The organism is Parerythrobacter lutipelagi (assembly GCF_005434975.1).
GTDB lineage: Bacteria > Pseudomonadota > Alphaproteobacteria > Sphingomonadales > Sphingomonadaceae > Parerythrobacter_A > Parerythrobacter_A lutipelagi.
The window spans coordinates 41,809-56,197 of sequence record NZ_SKCJ01000002.1 but is presented as its reverse complement, the minus strand read 5'-3'; the positions used below and the strand labels follow the sequence as shown (position 1 = coordinate 56,197).

General features: G+C 57.7%; 15 protein-coding genes. 4 read left to right on the top strand and 11 right to left on the bottom strand.

Annotated elements, in window-relative coordinates:
* Positions 1-306 precede the first annotated feature (306 nt).
* The 6 genes from E0502_RS08690 to E0502_RS08665 all read right to left on the bottom strand — a co-directional run bounded on the left by E0502_RS08690 (position 307) and on the right by E0502_RS08665 (position 7,826).
* Positions 307-2,445, bottom strand: coding sequence for a copper-transporting P-type ATPase (locus E0502_RS08690; RefSeq protein WP_275668368.1), 2,139 nt, complete (start codon positions 2,443-2,445; stop codon positions 307-309).
* A gap of 85 nt (positions 2,446-2,530) precedes the next feature.
* A complete protein-coding gene (gene hemN, locus E0502_RS08685) occupies positions 2,531-3,844 on the bottom strand; it encodes an oxygen-independent coproporphyrinogen III oxidase (protein WP_137678748.1) in 1,314 nt (437 codons plus the stop codon).
* 126 nt (positions 3,845-3,970) lie between these two features.
* The gene (locus E0502_RS08680) at positions 3,971-4,744 is read right to left on the bottom strand and encodes a Crp/Fnr family transcriptional regulator (RefSeq protein ID WP_137677632.1); all 774 of its coding nucleotides are present in this window, start codon (positions 4,742-4,744) and stop codon (positions 3,971-3,973) included.
* Between the two features lie 99 nt (positions 4,745-4,843).
* On the bottom strand, positions 4,844-5,569 hold the full coding sequence (locus E0502_RS08675; RefSeq protein ID WP_137677631.1) for a Crp/Fnr family transcriptional regulator: 726 nt from the start codon (positions 5,567-5,569) through the stop codon (positions 4,844-4,846).
* Positions 5,570-5,715: 146 nt separating this feature from the next.
* A complete protein-coding gene (locus E0502_RS08670; protein WP_137677630.1) occupies positions 5,716-6,951 on the bottom strand; it encodes an NnrS family protein in 1,236 nt (411 codons plus the stop codon).
* A 26-nt stretch (positions 6,952-6,977) separates the two neighbouring features.
* Complete coding sequence (locus tag E0502_RS08665; RefSeq protein ID WP_137677629.1) at positions 6,978-7,826, bottom strand: cupin domain-containing protein; 849 nt, start codon at positions 7,824-7,826, stop codon at positions 6,978-6,980.
* 114 nt (positions 7,827-7,940) lie between these two features.
* Here E0502_RS08665 and E0502_RS08660 point away from each other — a divergent pair, with 114 nt between their 5' ends.
* Genes E0502_RS08660 through mobA form a run of 3 tightly spaced genes read left to right on the top strand, consistent with a single transcriptional unit; the run spans position 7,941 to position 10,475 of the window.
* Positions 7,941-9,194, top strand: a complete 1,254-nt coding sequence (locus tag E0502_RS08660; RefSeq protein WP_034960232.1) for an acyl-CoA dehydrogenase family protein — start codon at positions 7,941-7,943, stop codon at positions 9,192-9,194.
* Positions 9,195-9,215: 21 nt separating this feature from the next.
* Entirely contained in the window at positions 9,216-9,809 is a 594-nt protein-coding gene (gene pdxH / locus E0502_RS08655) for a pyridoxamine 5'-phosphate oxidase (protein ID WP_137677628.1), read from the top strand.
* A 30-nt stretch (positions 9,810-9,839) separates the two neighbouring features.
* Positions 9,840-10,475, top strand: a complete 636-nt coding sequence (mobA, locus tag E0502_RS08650; RefSeq protein WP_137677627.1) for a molybdenum cofactor guanylyltransferase — start codon at positions 9,840-9,842, stop codon at positions 10,473-10,475.
* Here mobA and E0502_RS08645 read toward each other — a convergent pair.
* The 3 genes from E0502_RS08645 to moaB are packed head-to-tail and all read right to left on the bottom strand — an operon-like array spanning position 10,456 to position 12,646.
* Positions 10,456-11,640 carry a molybdopterin molybdotransferase MoeA gene (locus E0502_RS08645; RefSeq protein WP_137677626.1) on the bottom strand — a complete coding sequence of 395 codons (1,185 nt, stop codon included), beginning with the start codon at positions 11,638-11,640 and terminating at the stop codon, positions 10,456-10,458. The genes mobA and E0502_RS08645 overlap by 20 nt on opposite strands.
* Positions 11,640-12,113: a cyclic pyranopterin monophosphate synthase MoaC gene (gene moaC, locus E0502_RS08640; protein WP_034960238.1), complete on the bottom strand. Its 474-nt coding sequence runs from the start codon at positions 12,111-12,113 to the stop codon at positions 11,640-11,642. The genes E0502_RS08645 and moaC overlap by 1 nt, the downstream gene beginning before the upstream one ends.
* On the bottom strand, positions 12,110-12,646 hold the full coding sequence (gene moaB, locus E0502_RS08635; RefSeq protein ID WP_034960240.1) for a molybdenum cofactor biosynthesis protein B: 537 nt from the start codon (positions 12,644-12,646) through the stop codon (positions 12,110-12,112). Before moaB ends, moaC begins: the two co-directional genes overlap by 4 nt.
* 210 nt (positions 12,647-12,856) lie before the next feature.
* Between moaB and E0502_RS08630 the strand changes: the two genes are divergently transcribed.
* Positions 12,857-13,606 (top strand): CBS domain-containing protein, encoded by a 750-nt coding sequence (locus E0502_RS08630; protein ID WP_137677625.1) that lies wholly within the window; start codon positions 12,857-12,859, stop codon positions 13,604-13,606.
* A gap of 73 nt (positions 13,607-13,679) precedes the next feature.
* Here the strand turns inward: E0502_RS08630 and E0502_RS08625 are convergent, their stop codons facing one another.
* Complete coding sequence (locus E0502_RS08625) at positions 13,680-14,135, bottom strand: molybdenum cofactor biosynthesis protein MoaE (protein ID WP_034960243.1); 456 nt, start codon at positions 14,133-14,135, stop codon at positions 13,680-13,682.
* A complete protein-coding gene (locus tag E0502_RS08620) occupies positions 14,132-14,389 on the bottom strand; it encodes a MoaD/ThiS family protein (RefSeq protein ID WP_034960244.1) in 258 nt (85 codons plus the stop codon). The genes E0502_RS08625 and E0502_RS08620 overlap by 4 nt, the downstream gene beginning before the upstream one ends.

Sequence of the window (14,389 nt, the reverse complement as noted above, 5' to 3'; positions counted from 1 at the left end):
AGTCAGAGAGAATGAGGCCAGTAGGACCACGCCAGATCAGCCTGACGTGCAATCCGCTGCCTTCAACACTTACCGAAATTGGTGCCCAGAAGAGGCATCACATTCGGCCTCTTTTTCAACCTATTCTCAGATATTTAGAAAATTCGGTCTATGCGAAGAGCCCGCAAAAGGCCCTCAAAAACCGACTAATGCATTGGTTCGATGCCTTTTTAGGGACTCGAATCGTTGTTTTTTCGACGCCTCACACGACAGACTGGAGGCTTGCACCCGATAGAAACACACGACCGTGAATAGATCTGTGACTGCTCAGATTGGATGGTTTCTTAACCTAAGCGAATTGATCACGACCGAAACCGACGACGCGCTCATGGCACAGGCCGCCAACATCGGGCTGATGAGGATGCCGAAAAACGGATATAACACGCCGGCAGCGATTGGTACGCCTATTCCATTATAGACAATGGCGAAGAACAGATTTTGCCGGATGTTGCGCATGGTTGCGCGCGCTAGCCTCCGCGCGCGAACGATCCCATCAAGATTGCCTTTGACGAGAGTAATTCCGGCGCTCTCGATTGCCACATCAGCTCCGGTCCCCATTGCGATGCCGACATTCGCTTGCGCCAGTGCGGGGGCGTCATTCACCCCATCGCCCGCCATCGCGACTCGCCGACCCTCGCCTTGTAGTTCGCGAATAATCCGCGCCTTGTCTTCGGGTAGCACATCGGCTCGGATTTCATCGATCCCGAGTTTTGCCGCAACTGCCCGCGCGGTGCACTCATTGTCGCCGGTCGCCATTATGATACGAAAGCCCAAACCACGAAGGTCCCTGAGCGCGGTTGGTGACGTCTTCTTGATCGGATCGGCGACGCTGAGGAGACCAGCCATTTCGCCTGAGACCAAGACGAACATCACCGTTTCGCCTTCATCGCGGCGAGCGTCCGCTGCATCTGCAAGCACCGGTGGCTCGATTCGAAGGTCTTGCAATAGCTTGAGATTGCCCAAAGCCACAGACCTGCCATCGACCTCTCCCAGTACCCCCTTGCCTGTGACCGCTTCGAAATTCTTGGCTGACCCAAGGACAATGCCGCGTGCTTTGGCGCCTTCGACGATGGCTTCGGCAAGCGGGTGTTCCGATCCTCGCTCTAGAGTCGCGGCCAGCCGTAGAATGTCGTTTTCATGATAGCCCTCGCTAGGGAGTACCGCGACCAGGCGCGGTTTGCCATGGGTCAACGTCCCGGTCTTATCGACAAGCAGTGTATCGACAGTCGCGAAGCGTTCGAGCGCTTCGGCATTCTTAATCAGCACTCCCGCCTGTGCGCCGCGCCCGGTTGCCGTCATCACCGACATCGGCGTTGCCAGTCCGAGCGCACAGGGACAGGCGATAATCAGGACTGATACAGCCGTGATCAGTGCATGGGAAAAGGCTGGCGGCGGCCCCCAGATTGCCCAGGCTATGAAAGCACACACCGCAATGCCAATGACCGCCGGAACGAACCATCCGGCAACTCTATCGGCATATCTCTGGATCGGCGCGCGCGATCTCTGGGCTGCGGCGACCATCTCGACGATCTGACTTAGCATCGTGTCGGCGCCAACGCGCCGCGCCTCAATCACCAGGCTGCCTGTACCATTGATTGTAGCGCCCGTGACCATATCGCCGGTCTGCTTTTCGACTGGAAGCGGCTCGCCCGATAGCATGCTTTCGTCAAGCGAAGAGTGGCCTTCGACCACGATCCCGTCGATTGGAATCTTCTCGCCCGGGCGAACACGAACAAGGTCGCCGATTGTGACCCGGTCGAGCGCGACATCTTCTTCGCTGCCATCCGCTCGCACAATCCGTGCTGTTTTCGCAGCGAGATCAAGCAGCGCTCGGATCGCCTTGCTCGTTCCTTCGCGCGCCCGTAGTTCCATAATTTGTCCAAGTAAGACCAGCACCACGATCACCGCGGCAGCCTCGAAATAGACAGGGACAATACCGTGTGTGTCGCGGAAGCTTGCTGGGAAAATTTCCGGGGCAATGACCGCAGCAATGCTGAACAGCCAGGATGCGGCAACGCCCATCGCGATCAGCGAGAACATGTTGAGGTTCCAAGATAGAAACGATTTCCAGCCGCGCTCAAGGAAAGGCCAGCCGCAATACCAGACCACAGGAGTTGCCAAGGCAAGCTCAACCCATTGGCCCGTGCGATGCCCTAGCGCTTCGCGGATCGCACCAAGTCCGATCATCGGACCCATGGCGAGAAGCAGGACCGGAAGCGTTAGGATCGCACCCACCCAGAACCGGCGCGCGAAATCATTCAGTTCCGGATTGGGTTCATGAAGCGCCATAGCCGCGCTCTGCGGTTCAAGCGCCATACCGCAAAAGGGGCATGGGCCAGGTGCGGCCTGTCTTACATCAGGATGCATTGGACACGTGTAAACCGCGCCTGCGCAGCCTTCGGAAATCGCATCGTATCGGGCGCCGCTTTGCGGCGTTTCAGCGCAACCCTTATGCTTTTCATGGTGGCAGTGCTGATCGCTCACGGTTCGATTAAACCGCCGAACTGAAACGGCCGGGCGGGTGATCGAGATAGGGATCGAACAAGGCCGCAATCGCCCGTGAGTATGGAAGCCCATGAGGTGTTATTGAGATGGCACCCTCTTCACAGCACGCGAGACCTCGCTCAAGAAATGGCATCAAAAACGGCATTACCTGGGCTTCAGTTTCCGAGGATATCTGAGCCTTCCCCGAACACAGGAGTTGCTCGATTACCTGGCCCCGAGTGCGGTCATCCGTTGATCTGGACCTACCTCGCACGGTGGCTAGACGGCCATCCGATGCTAGCATACGGTATCGGCCGCTATTCTTCTCGTTCTGGGCGAGGAGGGTCTCGAATGAACTGATGGCCGATGCACCCAAGCCTATCAAGGCGCGCGCATTGTCATCGGTGAAGCCTTGGAAATTACGCCGGAGAGTTCCCGCTTGAGCAGCAATTGCAAGCGGATCGTCTTCCGAGCGTGCGAAATGGTCAAACCCGATGGCACGAAAGCCGTTGGAGCAAAGATAGGTGAACCCGATTTGCGCCATTTCGAAACGCGCGGCCCGGTCAGGCATGAAGCGGGCATCGACCGCGCGTTGCCGCGGCACCAAATTCGGCATGTGCGCATAACCAAACAGGGCAATTCGGTCGGCACCGAACGCCACTGCCCGCTGCAAGCTTTCGGACAGATCATCGTTGGATTGCTGTGGCAACCCGTACATCAAGTCGAAGTTGAGCGATGTCACGCCAGCGTTACGCAAAAGATCGGTCGTTTCGGCTATCAATGTCTCAGATTGGACACGCCCTATCGCTTCCTGGCAATGCGGCGCGAAGGTCTGAACGCCAAGGCTTGCGCGATCGATCTCAAGCGCTCTTATGACCTCGGCCCATTCACGAGACATTGTGCGTGGATCAAGTTCGATGGAGAAAACCGGATCAGAGATTCCGAAGCGGATGATCAGATCATCGACGAGGCGGACGAAATCCGTGGGTGCGAGCGCATTGGGACTACCGCCGCCAAATGCAATTCGGCGCACCTGCGAGTTCGAAGGGAGCAAGCGCGAGACCGTCTCGATCTCACGATGCAGCGCTTCGAGATATGATTCCAGTCTGTGTCGGCGTCCTGCAGCACCCGTGTTACAACCACAGTAATGGCAGATCTTTTCACAAAAAGGGATATGCACGTAGAGCGAGACGTCTCCGGACGTGCTCTCAATCGCAGTGCTGTAATCGCCTGCGTCGATCGCCTCGAACTCGGCTGCAGTCGGAAAGCTGGTGTAGCGCGGGACAGGCTGTTCGAGCAATTCGGGATGGTAAGGCCACATGGCCAACGGATGCGCTCTCCCTTTTCGGAAGTCCTTGATCTGTATCAAATCATACGACGCGCCGGTCGCAACTTCCAAACACCAAGGCAATGCAGAGCATTTCCACGTGCCGGGTCGGCGTCGCTCTCAGCTCAAGCCGGAGAGATGACCTGCCTCTTGCTTGAGCGCGGCAAGATCAAGGATTTTGACCTGCGATCTCCCAGAAGTGGATACGAGGCCCGCATTTCGCAGTTCCGTCATTTGGCGGCTTACGGTTTCGATCGTAAGACCAATATTGTCGCCGATATCACGACGAGACATGGGAAGGTCGAGCAGGGCTCCATTTGAGAACGGAGCTCCGATACGCTCCGCCATACTGACCAGGAACGTCGCGACCCGCTCCCGCGCAGTCTTTTGCCCAAGAGCAAGAGATTTTTCGCGACAACGACTGAGGGCGCGCAGCAGGTGACTCAGGAAATTGTTGTTGAGGGTCTTGTCGCTTTGAGCCAGACGAATGAATTCCGTGGCCGGAAAGGCGACAAGCTCGCAGTCCTTCAAGGCGCAGAGATTATAGGCATGCGTTTCTCGTGCGGGCACGTAGATGAAGTCGTCCTTGAAGTAGAACCCCATCACCTGAGTGCGTCCGGCTGACGCACTGGCTATGAGCTTGACCGCACCCTCAACGACAAGAACCACCTGGCTGGCGCTGTTATCAGTTACTCGAGAGTCTCCGGAGCGAGCGCCGACATATCTGGTAAGCGCCTGCAGACGAAGATGCGTTGCTTCGTTAGCGCCAAGAGAAGCCACAGGTGCTGTCGCTCCCGTGAAAACGATCGAAGTCGGCGAGGCCGCAGCTGATTGCTTTGCATGCATCAGCGAAATCTGGATGATCAACGAGGCGACGTCATTGATTTCGGTCAAACCGAACGTTTCGTATTCGGTCTCGTGGAAGCACCGGTTGGTGCGGGGGTCCGAAACTTATAACACGGCCAGCTTGCTTCTCAGCTGGCCTGGGCCAGACTAACCCCCTCGTTCTGCGAGAGCCTTCAACGAATTGATTGTCAGTTCGCGTCGGCCTGGAAGACCGATCAACCCATCATTCTTCAGCTTGGTCATGTGCCGACTAACCGTCTCAATCGTGAGGCCAAGAACGTCAGCCATTTGCTGGCGGGAAAGAGGTAAGGTCAGCGATCGCTCATCACCCAGTTCCGACTCTTTGCAGTTTGCAGGAATGAGCCTTTCTGCCGTCTCGACAAGATAGGTGGCCAATTTCTGCTCGGCATTCATTCGCCCCAGCAGCACCATCCAGCGCCGCGTGCGATCCAATTCGGCCAGCGTCCGCTCAAGGAGCTTGTGCTCAAGCCGGGGGTGCTCTCGGGCAAACCTGTCGAAATCGGTGCGCCGAAATACACAGACCTGCGCATCGGTAATCGCCTCGACGCCATAGGGTGTGGTCTCACCGAAGGGTCGACCTAGGAAGTCCGACGGATAGACAATCCCAAGGATTTGTTCTCTTCCATCCGCCGTCTGCGTCGAAAGCTTGAGGACACCTTCCACCACATTGGCGACGATGATCGCGTCATCGCCTTCCCAAAGTAACTGTTCACCTGCTTGAAGCCGTTTTCGCCGACCGATTGCGTTCAGCAATCCTAATTCATCCTCGTCGAGGTCAGCACAGATCGCACGGTTGCGGACAGCACAAGCCTGGCAGAAGTTTAATGATGGCTCGATTTCGAGAGAATCCATATTGTTGGAATAGCGCGTTTAATTAGGCTCGCCAAGCCAAAGAGGGTTTTGGCCCGGAAACAACCAAGAGAAACTCTGAGAACTGTCACCCACCGCTCACCAAAAGGGGGTAGCAGCCTGTGAGCCATGCATTCGTGACTGGACAGCTATTTCCCCAGAGCCCCTCTTCTCGGCGAATTGAGTATCGGGCCAAAGACAACCAGGAAGAGCCCGAATGCTCCTAGCCACCCAAAGCCCGCAACAACAAGAAGAACAAAGGACTGCCCAATTTGCAGCCCGGCCACGACGCGAGCAATAGCAGCTAGGGTAATCAAAACGCATGCCGATGCGATGGCCAAATTAAAACTCGGTTCGCGCGCTGTCATTGCAAGCGACGTGCGGCTCATGACGCCAAGTATCATCGTCGCCATCGCCCCTGTCGAAAGCGCATGAATTGCAGGGCTCTCGCTGATCCATCCGAATTGCGCGGCTCCGAGGAGGAGCAGGCCGAGTGCGAGCCAAAAATATCCCAGGTGAAGAACAAATACCGGTAGGCAAGGCAAACAGCGCCAGCCCTGCCACCTGGCCAACCGCGCGAAGTTGGCAAGGCCCGCGAGCATCAGCAGGGTTCCGGATGCGCCGCTTGCGCGAGCAAGAATCCAGACGAGCAAGCCGCCAATCGTGACGGCCATGACAATGGCGTCTGTCAGGTCCGGCTGGGTCGGGGTGGGGTCCAGCCTGACTTGCTTCAGCAACCAATTGTGCGTGAAGCTGGGAATAAGCCGCCCTCCGATCAGCATGACAAGAGCGGTCACGAGAGCTATTCCCGCTCGCCACCCCAGGCCCGCGCTATCGATCCATTTTGCCATCTCCATCCGATCAAGAATGTCGGCTAAACCAAACGCCGCAATAACCATGCAAATGGTGAGACTTCGTTTGCGACCGTGGGTCTCTTCGCGCCCGATCAGAAAAGAGAGAAAAAGGTAGAACCCTCCATCGAGGGCAATAAGGGCCGCACTCGTATCCGCTAGGCCAAACGGGAGAACCCGCCCTACACACCAAAAGAAAAATAGCGTTGCAAGCGGCCATCCGGCGATGGGCAAGCGTCCGGTCCAGTTGGGCGCGGACGTTAGCGCAAAGCCAGTGATTGCAGCTCCGACAAATCCGAACAGCATCTCGTGGCGATGCCACGCCAGTGCGTCAGACACGAAACCGCCAGGGATTTGTCCAAGTACATGTCCCAGCCATAGGCACATGGTGAAGATAGCCCAAAACGCGGCGCCGAGAAAGAACGGGCGAAAAGCCCCGCGGAAAATCGCTGGTCCGCTTTCCATCCGACGGCGCCGCAATGCGAGGCGCTCCGCGTTGCTCCCTTTTGGTTCATTCCCGGCTTTGGCGTTCATAGGCAGGCCTGTTGATCCGGGCACTTCTAGAAGGGAAGCGGGCCTTGCCACGAGAAATCGCGCAGGTGCGCTAGTCGCTCAGGAAGAATCGGGTCGTAGGCCTGCTCTAAAGAGAAATTAGCTGGCTTGTCACTCCAGATATTTTCATGCCGACCGCCGACGAAACGGATCACAGAAACGGCGCCCCAGCGTGAGCCATATGGGCCGTGGGGAACGGCTGGTGGCCGCCAGAAGTAGGCGCCTGGATGCATTGTTCCGGGAGGCCCTGTGAGCGAGCCAGCAATCATGTAACATTCCTCGACAACCGGGTGACTTTCCTGCGGCCCATTGCCTGCCGGCGGTTCAGATTGAGGAAGAATCAATGAGAGGAGCGTGCGTTCGCCGGTCTCAGGATCAGTCCGCAGATCCTTTCGCGAAATTCCCAGATGGCGTAGATTGGGGTCATTGAGCGTCATGTCCCAGTCCATTTGTCGGGTTTTGAGATGCGGTATTGCACGCAACATATCGCACTCGCTTTCATCTCCTACCAGCAGTGGCTCTTGGCTGTAAAACGCCAACAGCACGCAGCCTGTCTTGCTGACCATGCTTTTGCGGGTCCAACCTGCAGGTAGAAAGGCATAGCTGTCCGGTTCATAGAACTCGCCGTCCATTTCCAGCGATCCGTCGAGAACGAAAAACTCCTCGTCTGCCTGAATGTGCTCCGGCCCAATACGCGACCAGCCCGGTGGGTAGCGCATCAATGCACTGCATGCGCCGCATTCCGCATCACGACTTAGCATTTTGTATTCAGCATTGGGTCGCGCAAGGCCCGCCCCGATACGTTGCCAGGGAAGCAACTGCGACTGCACAAACTCGACATGATCGCGACGATCCATACTGGTCTTTAAAGATCAAATTTCTCTGACCGGCTTTGACCTAAATCAATTCGAAATTCCGGACAAAGTCTATCTCTAGGGGCCAGTAAAACACTTCAGCAAAGCGCCCTCTCGATGGACTTCAGCCTTTCAAACAATCAGTCCCATTGGCGGGACCGCGTGCGCGACTTCATGCACGCGCATATTTATCGCGCAGAAGAAGTATACCGAGACCAACTAGGCAAGCACGAAGGCGAGCGCTGGCAAGTTCCGCCGGTTGTCGAAGAATTGAAGGCACGGGCCTATTCCGCGGGATTGTGGAACCTGTTCCTGCCGCCGTCGGACCATGATGACGGAGACTATCGCGGAGCAGGGCTCAGCAATCTCGATTATGCGCTGTGCGCGGAGGAAATGGGCAGGGTCGGCTTCGCTTCGGAAGCGTTCAACTGCTCGGCCCCCGACACCGGAAACATGGAAGTGCTCCACCGCTACGGTACGCCAGAGCAAAAGGCACAATGGCTACGGCCTCTGCTCGACGGGGAAATTCGGTCGGCATTCCTGATGACCGAGCCCGATGTCGCTTCCTCCGATGCGACCAATATCCAGACCTCGATCCGCCGCGAAGGCGACGAATACGTCATCAACGGGCGCAAATGGTGGTCTTCCGGAGTTGGTGATCCACGCTGCAAGCTCGCCATCGTCATGGGCAAGACTGACCCGGACGCGAACACGCACCAGCAGCAATCTCAGATCCTCGTTCCGCTCGACGCGCCGGGCGTGGAGATTGTGCGCATGCTACCAGTATTCGGGTATGACGGGGCTCCACACGGCCATGGCGAAGTGGTGCTGCGCAACGTGCGGGTTCCTGCGGCCAACATTATACTGGGTGAAGGACGCGGTTTCGAGATCGCTCAAGGAAGGCTTGGACCCGGTCGCATTCATCACTGCATGCGCGCAATCGGTGCCGCCGAGCGCGCACTAGAGAAGATGGCCGAACGTCTTCAGTCGCGCATCGCATTTGGGAAGAGACTGTCCGAGCAGTCGGTATGGGAACAAAGGCTGGGAGAAGCACGCCTCGATATCGAGATGACAAGACTGCTGTGTCTTAAGGCCGCCGACATGATGGACAAAGCAGGCAATAAGGCTGCCAAGCTCGAGATCGCTCTGATCAAGGTCGCTGCACCCAGAACGGCTCTACGAGTTCTCGATCACGCAATGCAGGCGCATGGCGCGGGTGGGCTCTCAGATGATTTCGGCCTGGCTGAAGTCTATGCCGGTATGCGCGCGCTGCGGATTGCCGATGGACCTGACGAGGTTCACTTGCGATCGATCGCCCGTATTGAGCTGGCACAGGTTGGATCGCGCTTGGCGGAATGGCGAGATCGCTGACGCGTCAGATGGGATCGAACCATGACCAGGCAAGCTGCAGATCCTTTCGCCAAATTCACCGACTGGTTTTCTCAGGCCACGCGCGAGCTAGGGGCTGAGCAAGCCTCGGCAGTCAATCTGGCGACCGTATCGGGCGAAGGGAAGCCATCCAGCCGAATGGTCTTACTCAAGGAGCACGATGAGCGAGGCTTCGTATTCTATACCAATCTCAAGAGCCGCAAAGCCACCGAGCTGGCCGAGAATTCGGCCGTGGCGATGTGCTTCCACTGGTCAGACCTTGGCAAGCAAGTGCGGATCGAAGGTCGCGCCATGTCAGTGAGCGATGTTGAAGCAGATCGCTACTTCGCGACCCGCCCGCTGGCCAGCCGCTATGGCGCATGGGCATCCCAACAATCATCGCAGCTCAAGAACCGGCGCGAGCTGGCCGGGCGGCTGACCAGCGTAGTCGCCAGGTTCAAGTCTTGGGATGTTCCTCGTCCGCCATTCTGGTCAGGTTTCCGGGTTCGTGCCGAGCGGATCGAATTCTGGAGCAATGCCAAGTTCAGGCTGCATGATCGCATTTGCTATCAACGCACCTGCGATGGCGCATGGCAGCAATTCCTGCTCTATCCATGATTTTAGGCATGCCGAGGACCTCTTGAAACCATGGCGCATACAAATTTGGAAAAGTCAGTCGCCAGCAAGGTTGATTCAACTGTTCCGATCGTGATCGCCGCCGGGGGCAACGGTTCGCGTATCGGTGGCTCTAAACATGCGCGGCTGCTGGCAGGCCAATCGCTTCTTGATCGGGCGATCGACTGGGCCAACACACATGCCAATAAAATTGCAATTGCGGTGCGCAGCGTCGATCAAATCGTGATCCCGGGCATACCGCTCTTGACCGACGAGCAAGTCGATATCGGTCCCATCAGCGCGTTGAGCAGCGCATTTGCGTTCGCGGCGACGCACAATCATCTCCGTGTGCTTGTCATCGGGTGCGATATGCCATTCCTGCCCGATGATCTCCTACTTCGGCTCAAGGAGGCAATCGGGGAAGGCGGTTGCGCAATGCCAGTCAGCGCTGGAAAGGATCATCCGATGGCGGCCATGTGGCGCGTCGATCGGCCAGTATTGAAAGATTATATCGCCAATGGAGGACGATCGCTCTGGAGCTTTGCCGAAGCGTCAGGTGCGGTGCGGGTTTCGTGGGAATCCGAGCCCAAGCAAGACCCCTTTGCCAACATCAATGACGAGAGAGCGCTCACAGAAGCGAGGCATCGGCTCAAAAGGCAAGCGCGCTAACATGCTCTCCTGCGCGGCAGACTGGCGCGTTGGGCAGACGACGAATAAGCCAGTCCGCCTGCATCAATGCACGCTGCGCACCGCTATCCTGGTTGGTGACCGGGACAAGGCCGTCTTTCTCCCAGCTGGCGCGAATGAAGGTTTCCCGCCCCCCTGTCGTCGGTAGTTCCTCCGCCAGAACCATTTTTCGCCAGCAATTGACTTCGGCAATCGATTGTCCCTGCAGCCGCGCGAGCAGTGGCATCAGGAACAGACGCGCAGTAACCATGGCGGAGGTTGGATTGCCGGGAAGCCCCAAGACCCACTTGCCTTTGGCGCGTCCGAGCCAGACCGGTTTTCCAGGCTTGATCGCAGCTTTCGCGAACACCAATTCCAGTCCATGCGGGGCAAACATCGGCTTGGCGAAATCGCGTTCGCCGACAGATGCGCCGCCCGTTACTATAACCACGTCAGCACAGCTGAGCATTGTACCGGCCAGATCCTCAAGCGCGGGAAGATCGTCGGAGGCCAATGCTCGTTCGATCACCTCAGCCCCTGATGCGGCAGCCATGGCGGCGACCCCGTAGGTTACGCTCTCGGCAATGGCGTCAGCGCGCGTGTATGCAGTTCCTGGCACCATCAACTCGTCGCCCGTGCCGATGATGGCCACACGCGGCTGCACGCTCACGCTAACGGTGGCAAGGTCGGCTGCGGCCGCAGCAACCATTGCCCGGGCTCCCAGACGGGTGCCCGGCGATACGAGCCGGTCACCTTTGCGGAAGTCGCTGCCCGGCGGACGAACGTGCCAGCCTGGCCCATAATCCTCCTTGAAAACCACCAAATCGCCATTCCGCTCGGCATATTCCTGCATGATGCAGCGGTCACTACCCTGGGGCATGGGAGCCCCGGTAAAAATCCGCACAGCGTCGCCGGGCTTTAAAGCATCAGTAAAGCCCGTTCCGGCTGCAGATTGCCCAATAACCCGCAATGCCTCGCCGGGACGTGTGGCACTATCGATGACGGCATAGCCATCCATCGCGGCAACTGCGCTGAATGGAGCATCCCGTCTGGCGTCCAGAGCTCTTGTGAGAACACGGCCGGCTGCTCGTTCGAAAGGTACGACCTCTTCACCAAGCGTAGTTGCTTGGTCGTTTATCAGTCCAATCGCCTCGTCGAAAGGAATCATCACGTCCCCCATGAGCTCGATTTGCCACCTGTCTTCGAAGTAACCTGGACCGCTTCGATCTGCATTGTTTGATCAATCGCCTTGAGCATGTCGAAGAGCGTGAGCGCAGCGATTGAGACTGCCGTAAGCGCTTCCATTTCAACACCGGTTTTCCCATCGCAGCGCGCGACGCCTTTTACAACGAAGCCCGGCAGGCTCTCGTCGAGCGTCACCTCAACCACGACGCTGGAAAGAGGAAGGGGATGACATAGCGGGATCAAGTCCGCCGTGCGCTTCGCACCCATGACCCCTGCCAATTCGGCAGTCGAAATCACGCTGCCCTTGGGCGTCCGGCCTTCCGATACCGCGACAAGCGTTGCCGGTGCGCACCGAAGGCGACCTAAGGCCTCGGCGCTCCTCCTCGTCGGCAATTTCTCGCCGACATCAACCATTCTTGCGCGACCTTCTCGATCGAGATGAGTAAGGTCGGTCATGCGCAAAGGTGTCTCAGGCGGGGTACTTGGCCTGCGATCGAGCAAGGACGATAACGGCTATCGAACTCGAGCGCGAGAATGCGATCCCAAGCATCGCGGCAGGCTCCTGTGGAGCCGGGAACACAGAATATGAACGTGTCATCGGCCTGGCCTGCGAATGCGCGGGATTGCAGCGTGGAAACGCCGATCGTGTCCATGCTTACCTGATGGAAGACGACGCTGAAGCCGTCCATCACTCTGCGCAGCAACGGACCTACGGCTTCAGGCGTGACATCGCGGGGCGTGAATCCGGTTCCTCCGGTGCTGACAATAACGTCCACGTCCGGATTTGCGACCCAGGCAGATACCTGCTTGCGGATTGAGTCGACCTCATCAGGCACGATAGCGCGGCCTGCGAGATGATGCCCAGCCTCCTGGAGGCGTGTGGCGAAGAGCGCGCCCGACGTGTCGGTCTCCGGTGTCCGCGTATCCGATACGGTAAGAACTGCAACCTTAAGTGGATGAAACTCCAGGCTATCGTCTATTCCGGGCACGACATACTTCCTTTGATTGACTGGTGTTTTCTTTGTCCGGGATTTGCTCACGCGTATTTGACGCGGATCAATGACTGACTGGTGGCTTTATGGCATGATAATCAAATGGAGGTGACCTCACATACTCCAACTGGGCTTCGAGGCTTTGCAGCCAGCCGTCTCGCGACCCACTGAGAATGAAGTGATGCCTCCGCCATCAAGGAGGTTATTATGACCAAAGCAACCAATACGAAGCCTGCCACAAGACGCAGTGATGATAATGGCCAGGGAACAGGCCCCCCTACCCTTGCAGAACTCAAAGCCTGCAACATCATGAGCGGATCGGTGATCTCGATACACACGGATGTATCGATCCATGACGCTGCAGAAATGCTGATCGATCACGGAGTCAGCGCGCTGCCCGTCGTTTCCGGTCGCAAGGTTGTCGGCATTCTAAGCGAAACCGATTTGCTCCACCGGGAGGAGTTGGGCAACCCGCCCGACACCTGCGACGTTGATTCCCCGGAACCTGAATGCGTGAAGGCATTCGGACACACGGTTGGCGAGGTCATGACACCGGTCGTCGTCAGCGTCGAAGAGACCACCACCCTGTCCGAAATCGCGAACCTCATGGATGAACATCGGATCAAGCACCTGCCGGTCCTGCGCGACGACAATCTCGTCGGTATCGTCAGTCGTGCTGATATCGTGCGAGCGCTGATCGTGCGACCAGTAGGCTCGCATGGACCGATGACCAATGATGACGACATCATTCGTGCACGGGTGATCGAGAAGCTTCTGACCATTAAGGGTGCAAGCGCGTGGCTGACTGACGTGGCCGTTTCAGAGGGCGTCGTTACCCTGACAGGAACCGTGCAGGACGAGGACGCACTGCTGCCTTCGCGCGAGGCGGTGGCGGCGATCCCATTTGTCAAAGCGGTCGATGATCACCGCGCAGTCACTCAAGCATTCTGGGGCTGAACCAAACAAAGCAAAGGCATATTGCAGCGCGTTTTGTCGCAGGCTGCATCGCAGCTGATCCGGATGACGTGCTTCACCAGCGCGCAACATCGCTCCTGTCCGCATCGGTCGGCTCGATCCAGGCCGAGCCGTTTGCATGCTCCTCGCGCTTCCAAAAAACTGCTTCTGTCTTGAGCCTGTCCATCAGATAGTCGGCCGCTTCGAACGCCGCTCTGCGGTGGGGTGAGGCCGTTGCCACAAACACTATCGCCTCCAGCGGTTTGATCCGGCCCGCGCGATGAATGACATGGCTTGCGGTTATTGCGAACTTTGCGTGCGCGTCTGCTGCGATTTGCTGCATAGAGGCCAATGTGACGCCCCGGTAGCTTTCAAGGACCAGCGCGTTGATCGGCAAACCGTCCTTGGTCTGCCCTCTGGCTCTTCCGGTGAAGCTTACGACGGCCCCTTCATCACCGATCCGCCCTGTAAACTGCGAAAGGCATACAGACGGATCGAACACCTCCTGCTTTACTTCGACAAACGCCGTCATCCGCCCGAAACCGGAGGAAAAAGCGCCGCTGTATCGCCTTGGCGAATGATCGCATCATCGGGTACGATCGTCTCGTTGACGCAAGCCCGAATGCGACCGCCAGCGAGGATCGGTGCGAGCAAGGGATACGCACTGCTTACCGCCTCGAAGAGCTCCCTGACCGGCAAGCCGCTAGGTGAAATGTCGAGCGTGACAGAGCCCCCGTAGCTGTCTGCCAGCTTGCCGCAAAGTTCAACATTAAGCGACTGGTTCAA

Excerpts from the sequence above, each read along its gene's own strand:
- hemN (WP_137678748.1), bottom strand. The coding sequence starts at position 3,844 with ATGTGGCCTTACCATCCCGAATTGCTCGAACAGCCTGTCCCGCGCTAC.
- E0502_RS08675 (WP_137677631.1), bottom strand. The coding sequence starts at position 5,569 with ATGGATTCTCTCGAAATCGAGCCATCATTAAACTTCTGCCAGGCTTGT.
- E0502_RS08670 (WP_137677630.1), bottom strand. The coding sequence starts at position 6,951 with ATGAACGCCAAAGCCGGGAATGAACCAAAAGGGAGCAACGCGGAGCGC.
- E0502_RS08665 (WP_137677629.1), bottom strand. The coding sequence starts at position 7,826 with ATGGATCGTCGCGATCATGTCGAGTTTGTGCAGTCGCAGTTGCTTCCC.
- E0502_RS08660 (WP_034960232.1), top strand. The coding sequence starts at position 7,941 with ATGGACTTCAGCCTTTCAAACAATCAGTCCCATTGGCGGGACCGCGTG.
- pdxH (WP_137677628.1), top strand. The coding sequence starts at position 9,216 with ATGACCAGGCAAGCTGCAGATCCTTTCGCCAAATTCACCGACTGGTTT.
- mobA (WP_137677627.1), top strand. The coding sequence starts at position 9,840 with ATGGCGCATACAAATTTGGAAAAGTCAGTCGCCAGCAAGGTTGATTCA.
- E0502_RS08645 (WP_137677626.1), bottom strand. The coding sequence starts at position 11,640 with ATGATTCCTTTCGACGAGGCGATTGGACTGATAAACGACCAAGCAACT.
- moaC (WP_034960238.1), bottom strand. The coding sequence starts at position 12,113 with ATGACCGACCTTACTCATCTCGATCGAGAAGGTCGCGCAAGAATGGTT.
- E0502_RS08630 (WP_137677625.1), top strand. The coding sequence starts at position 12,857 with ATGACCAAAGCAACCAATACGAAGCCTGCCACAAGACGCAGTGATGAT.
- E0502_RS08625 (WP_034960243.1), bottom strand. The coding sequence starts at position 14,135 with ATGACGGCGTTTGTCGAAGTAAAGCAGGAGGTGTTCGATCCGTCTGTA.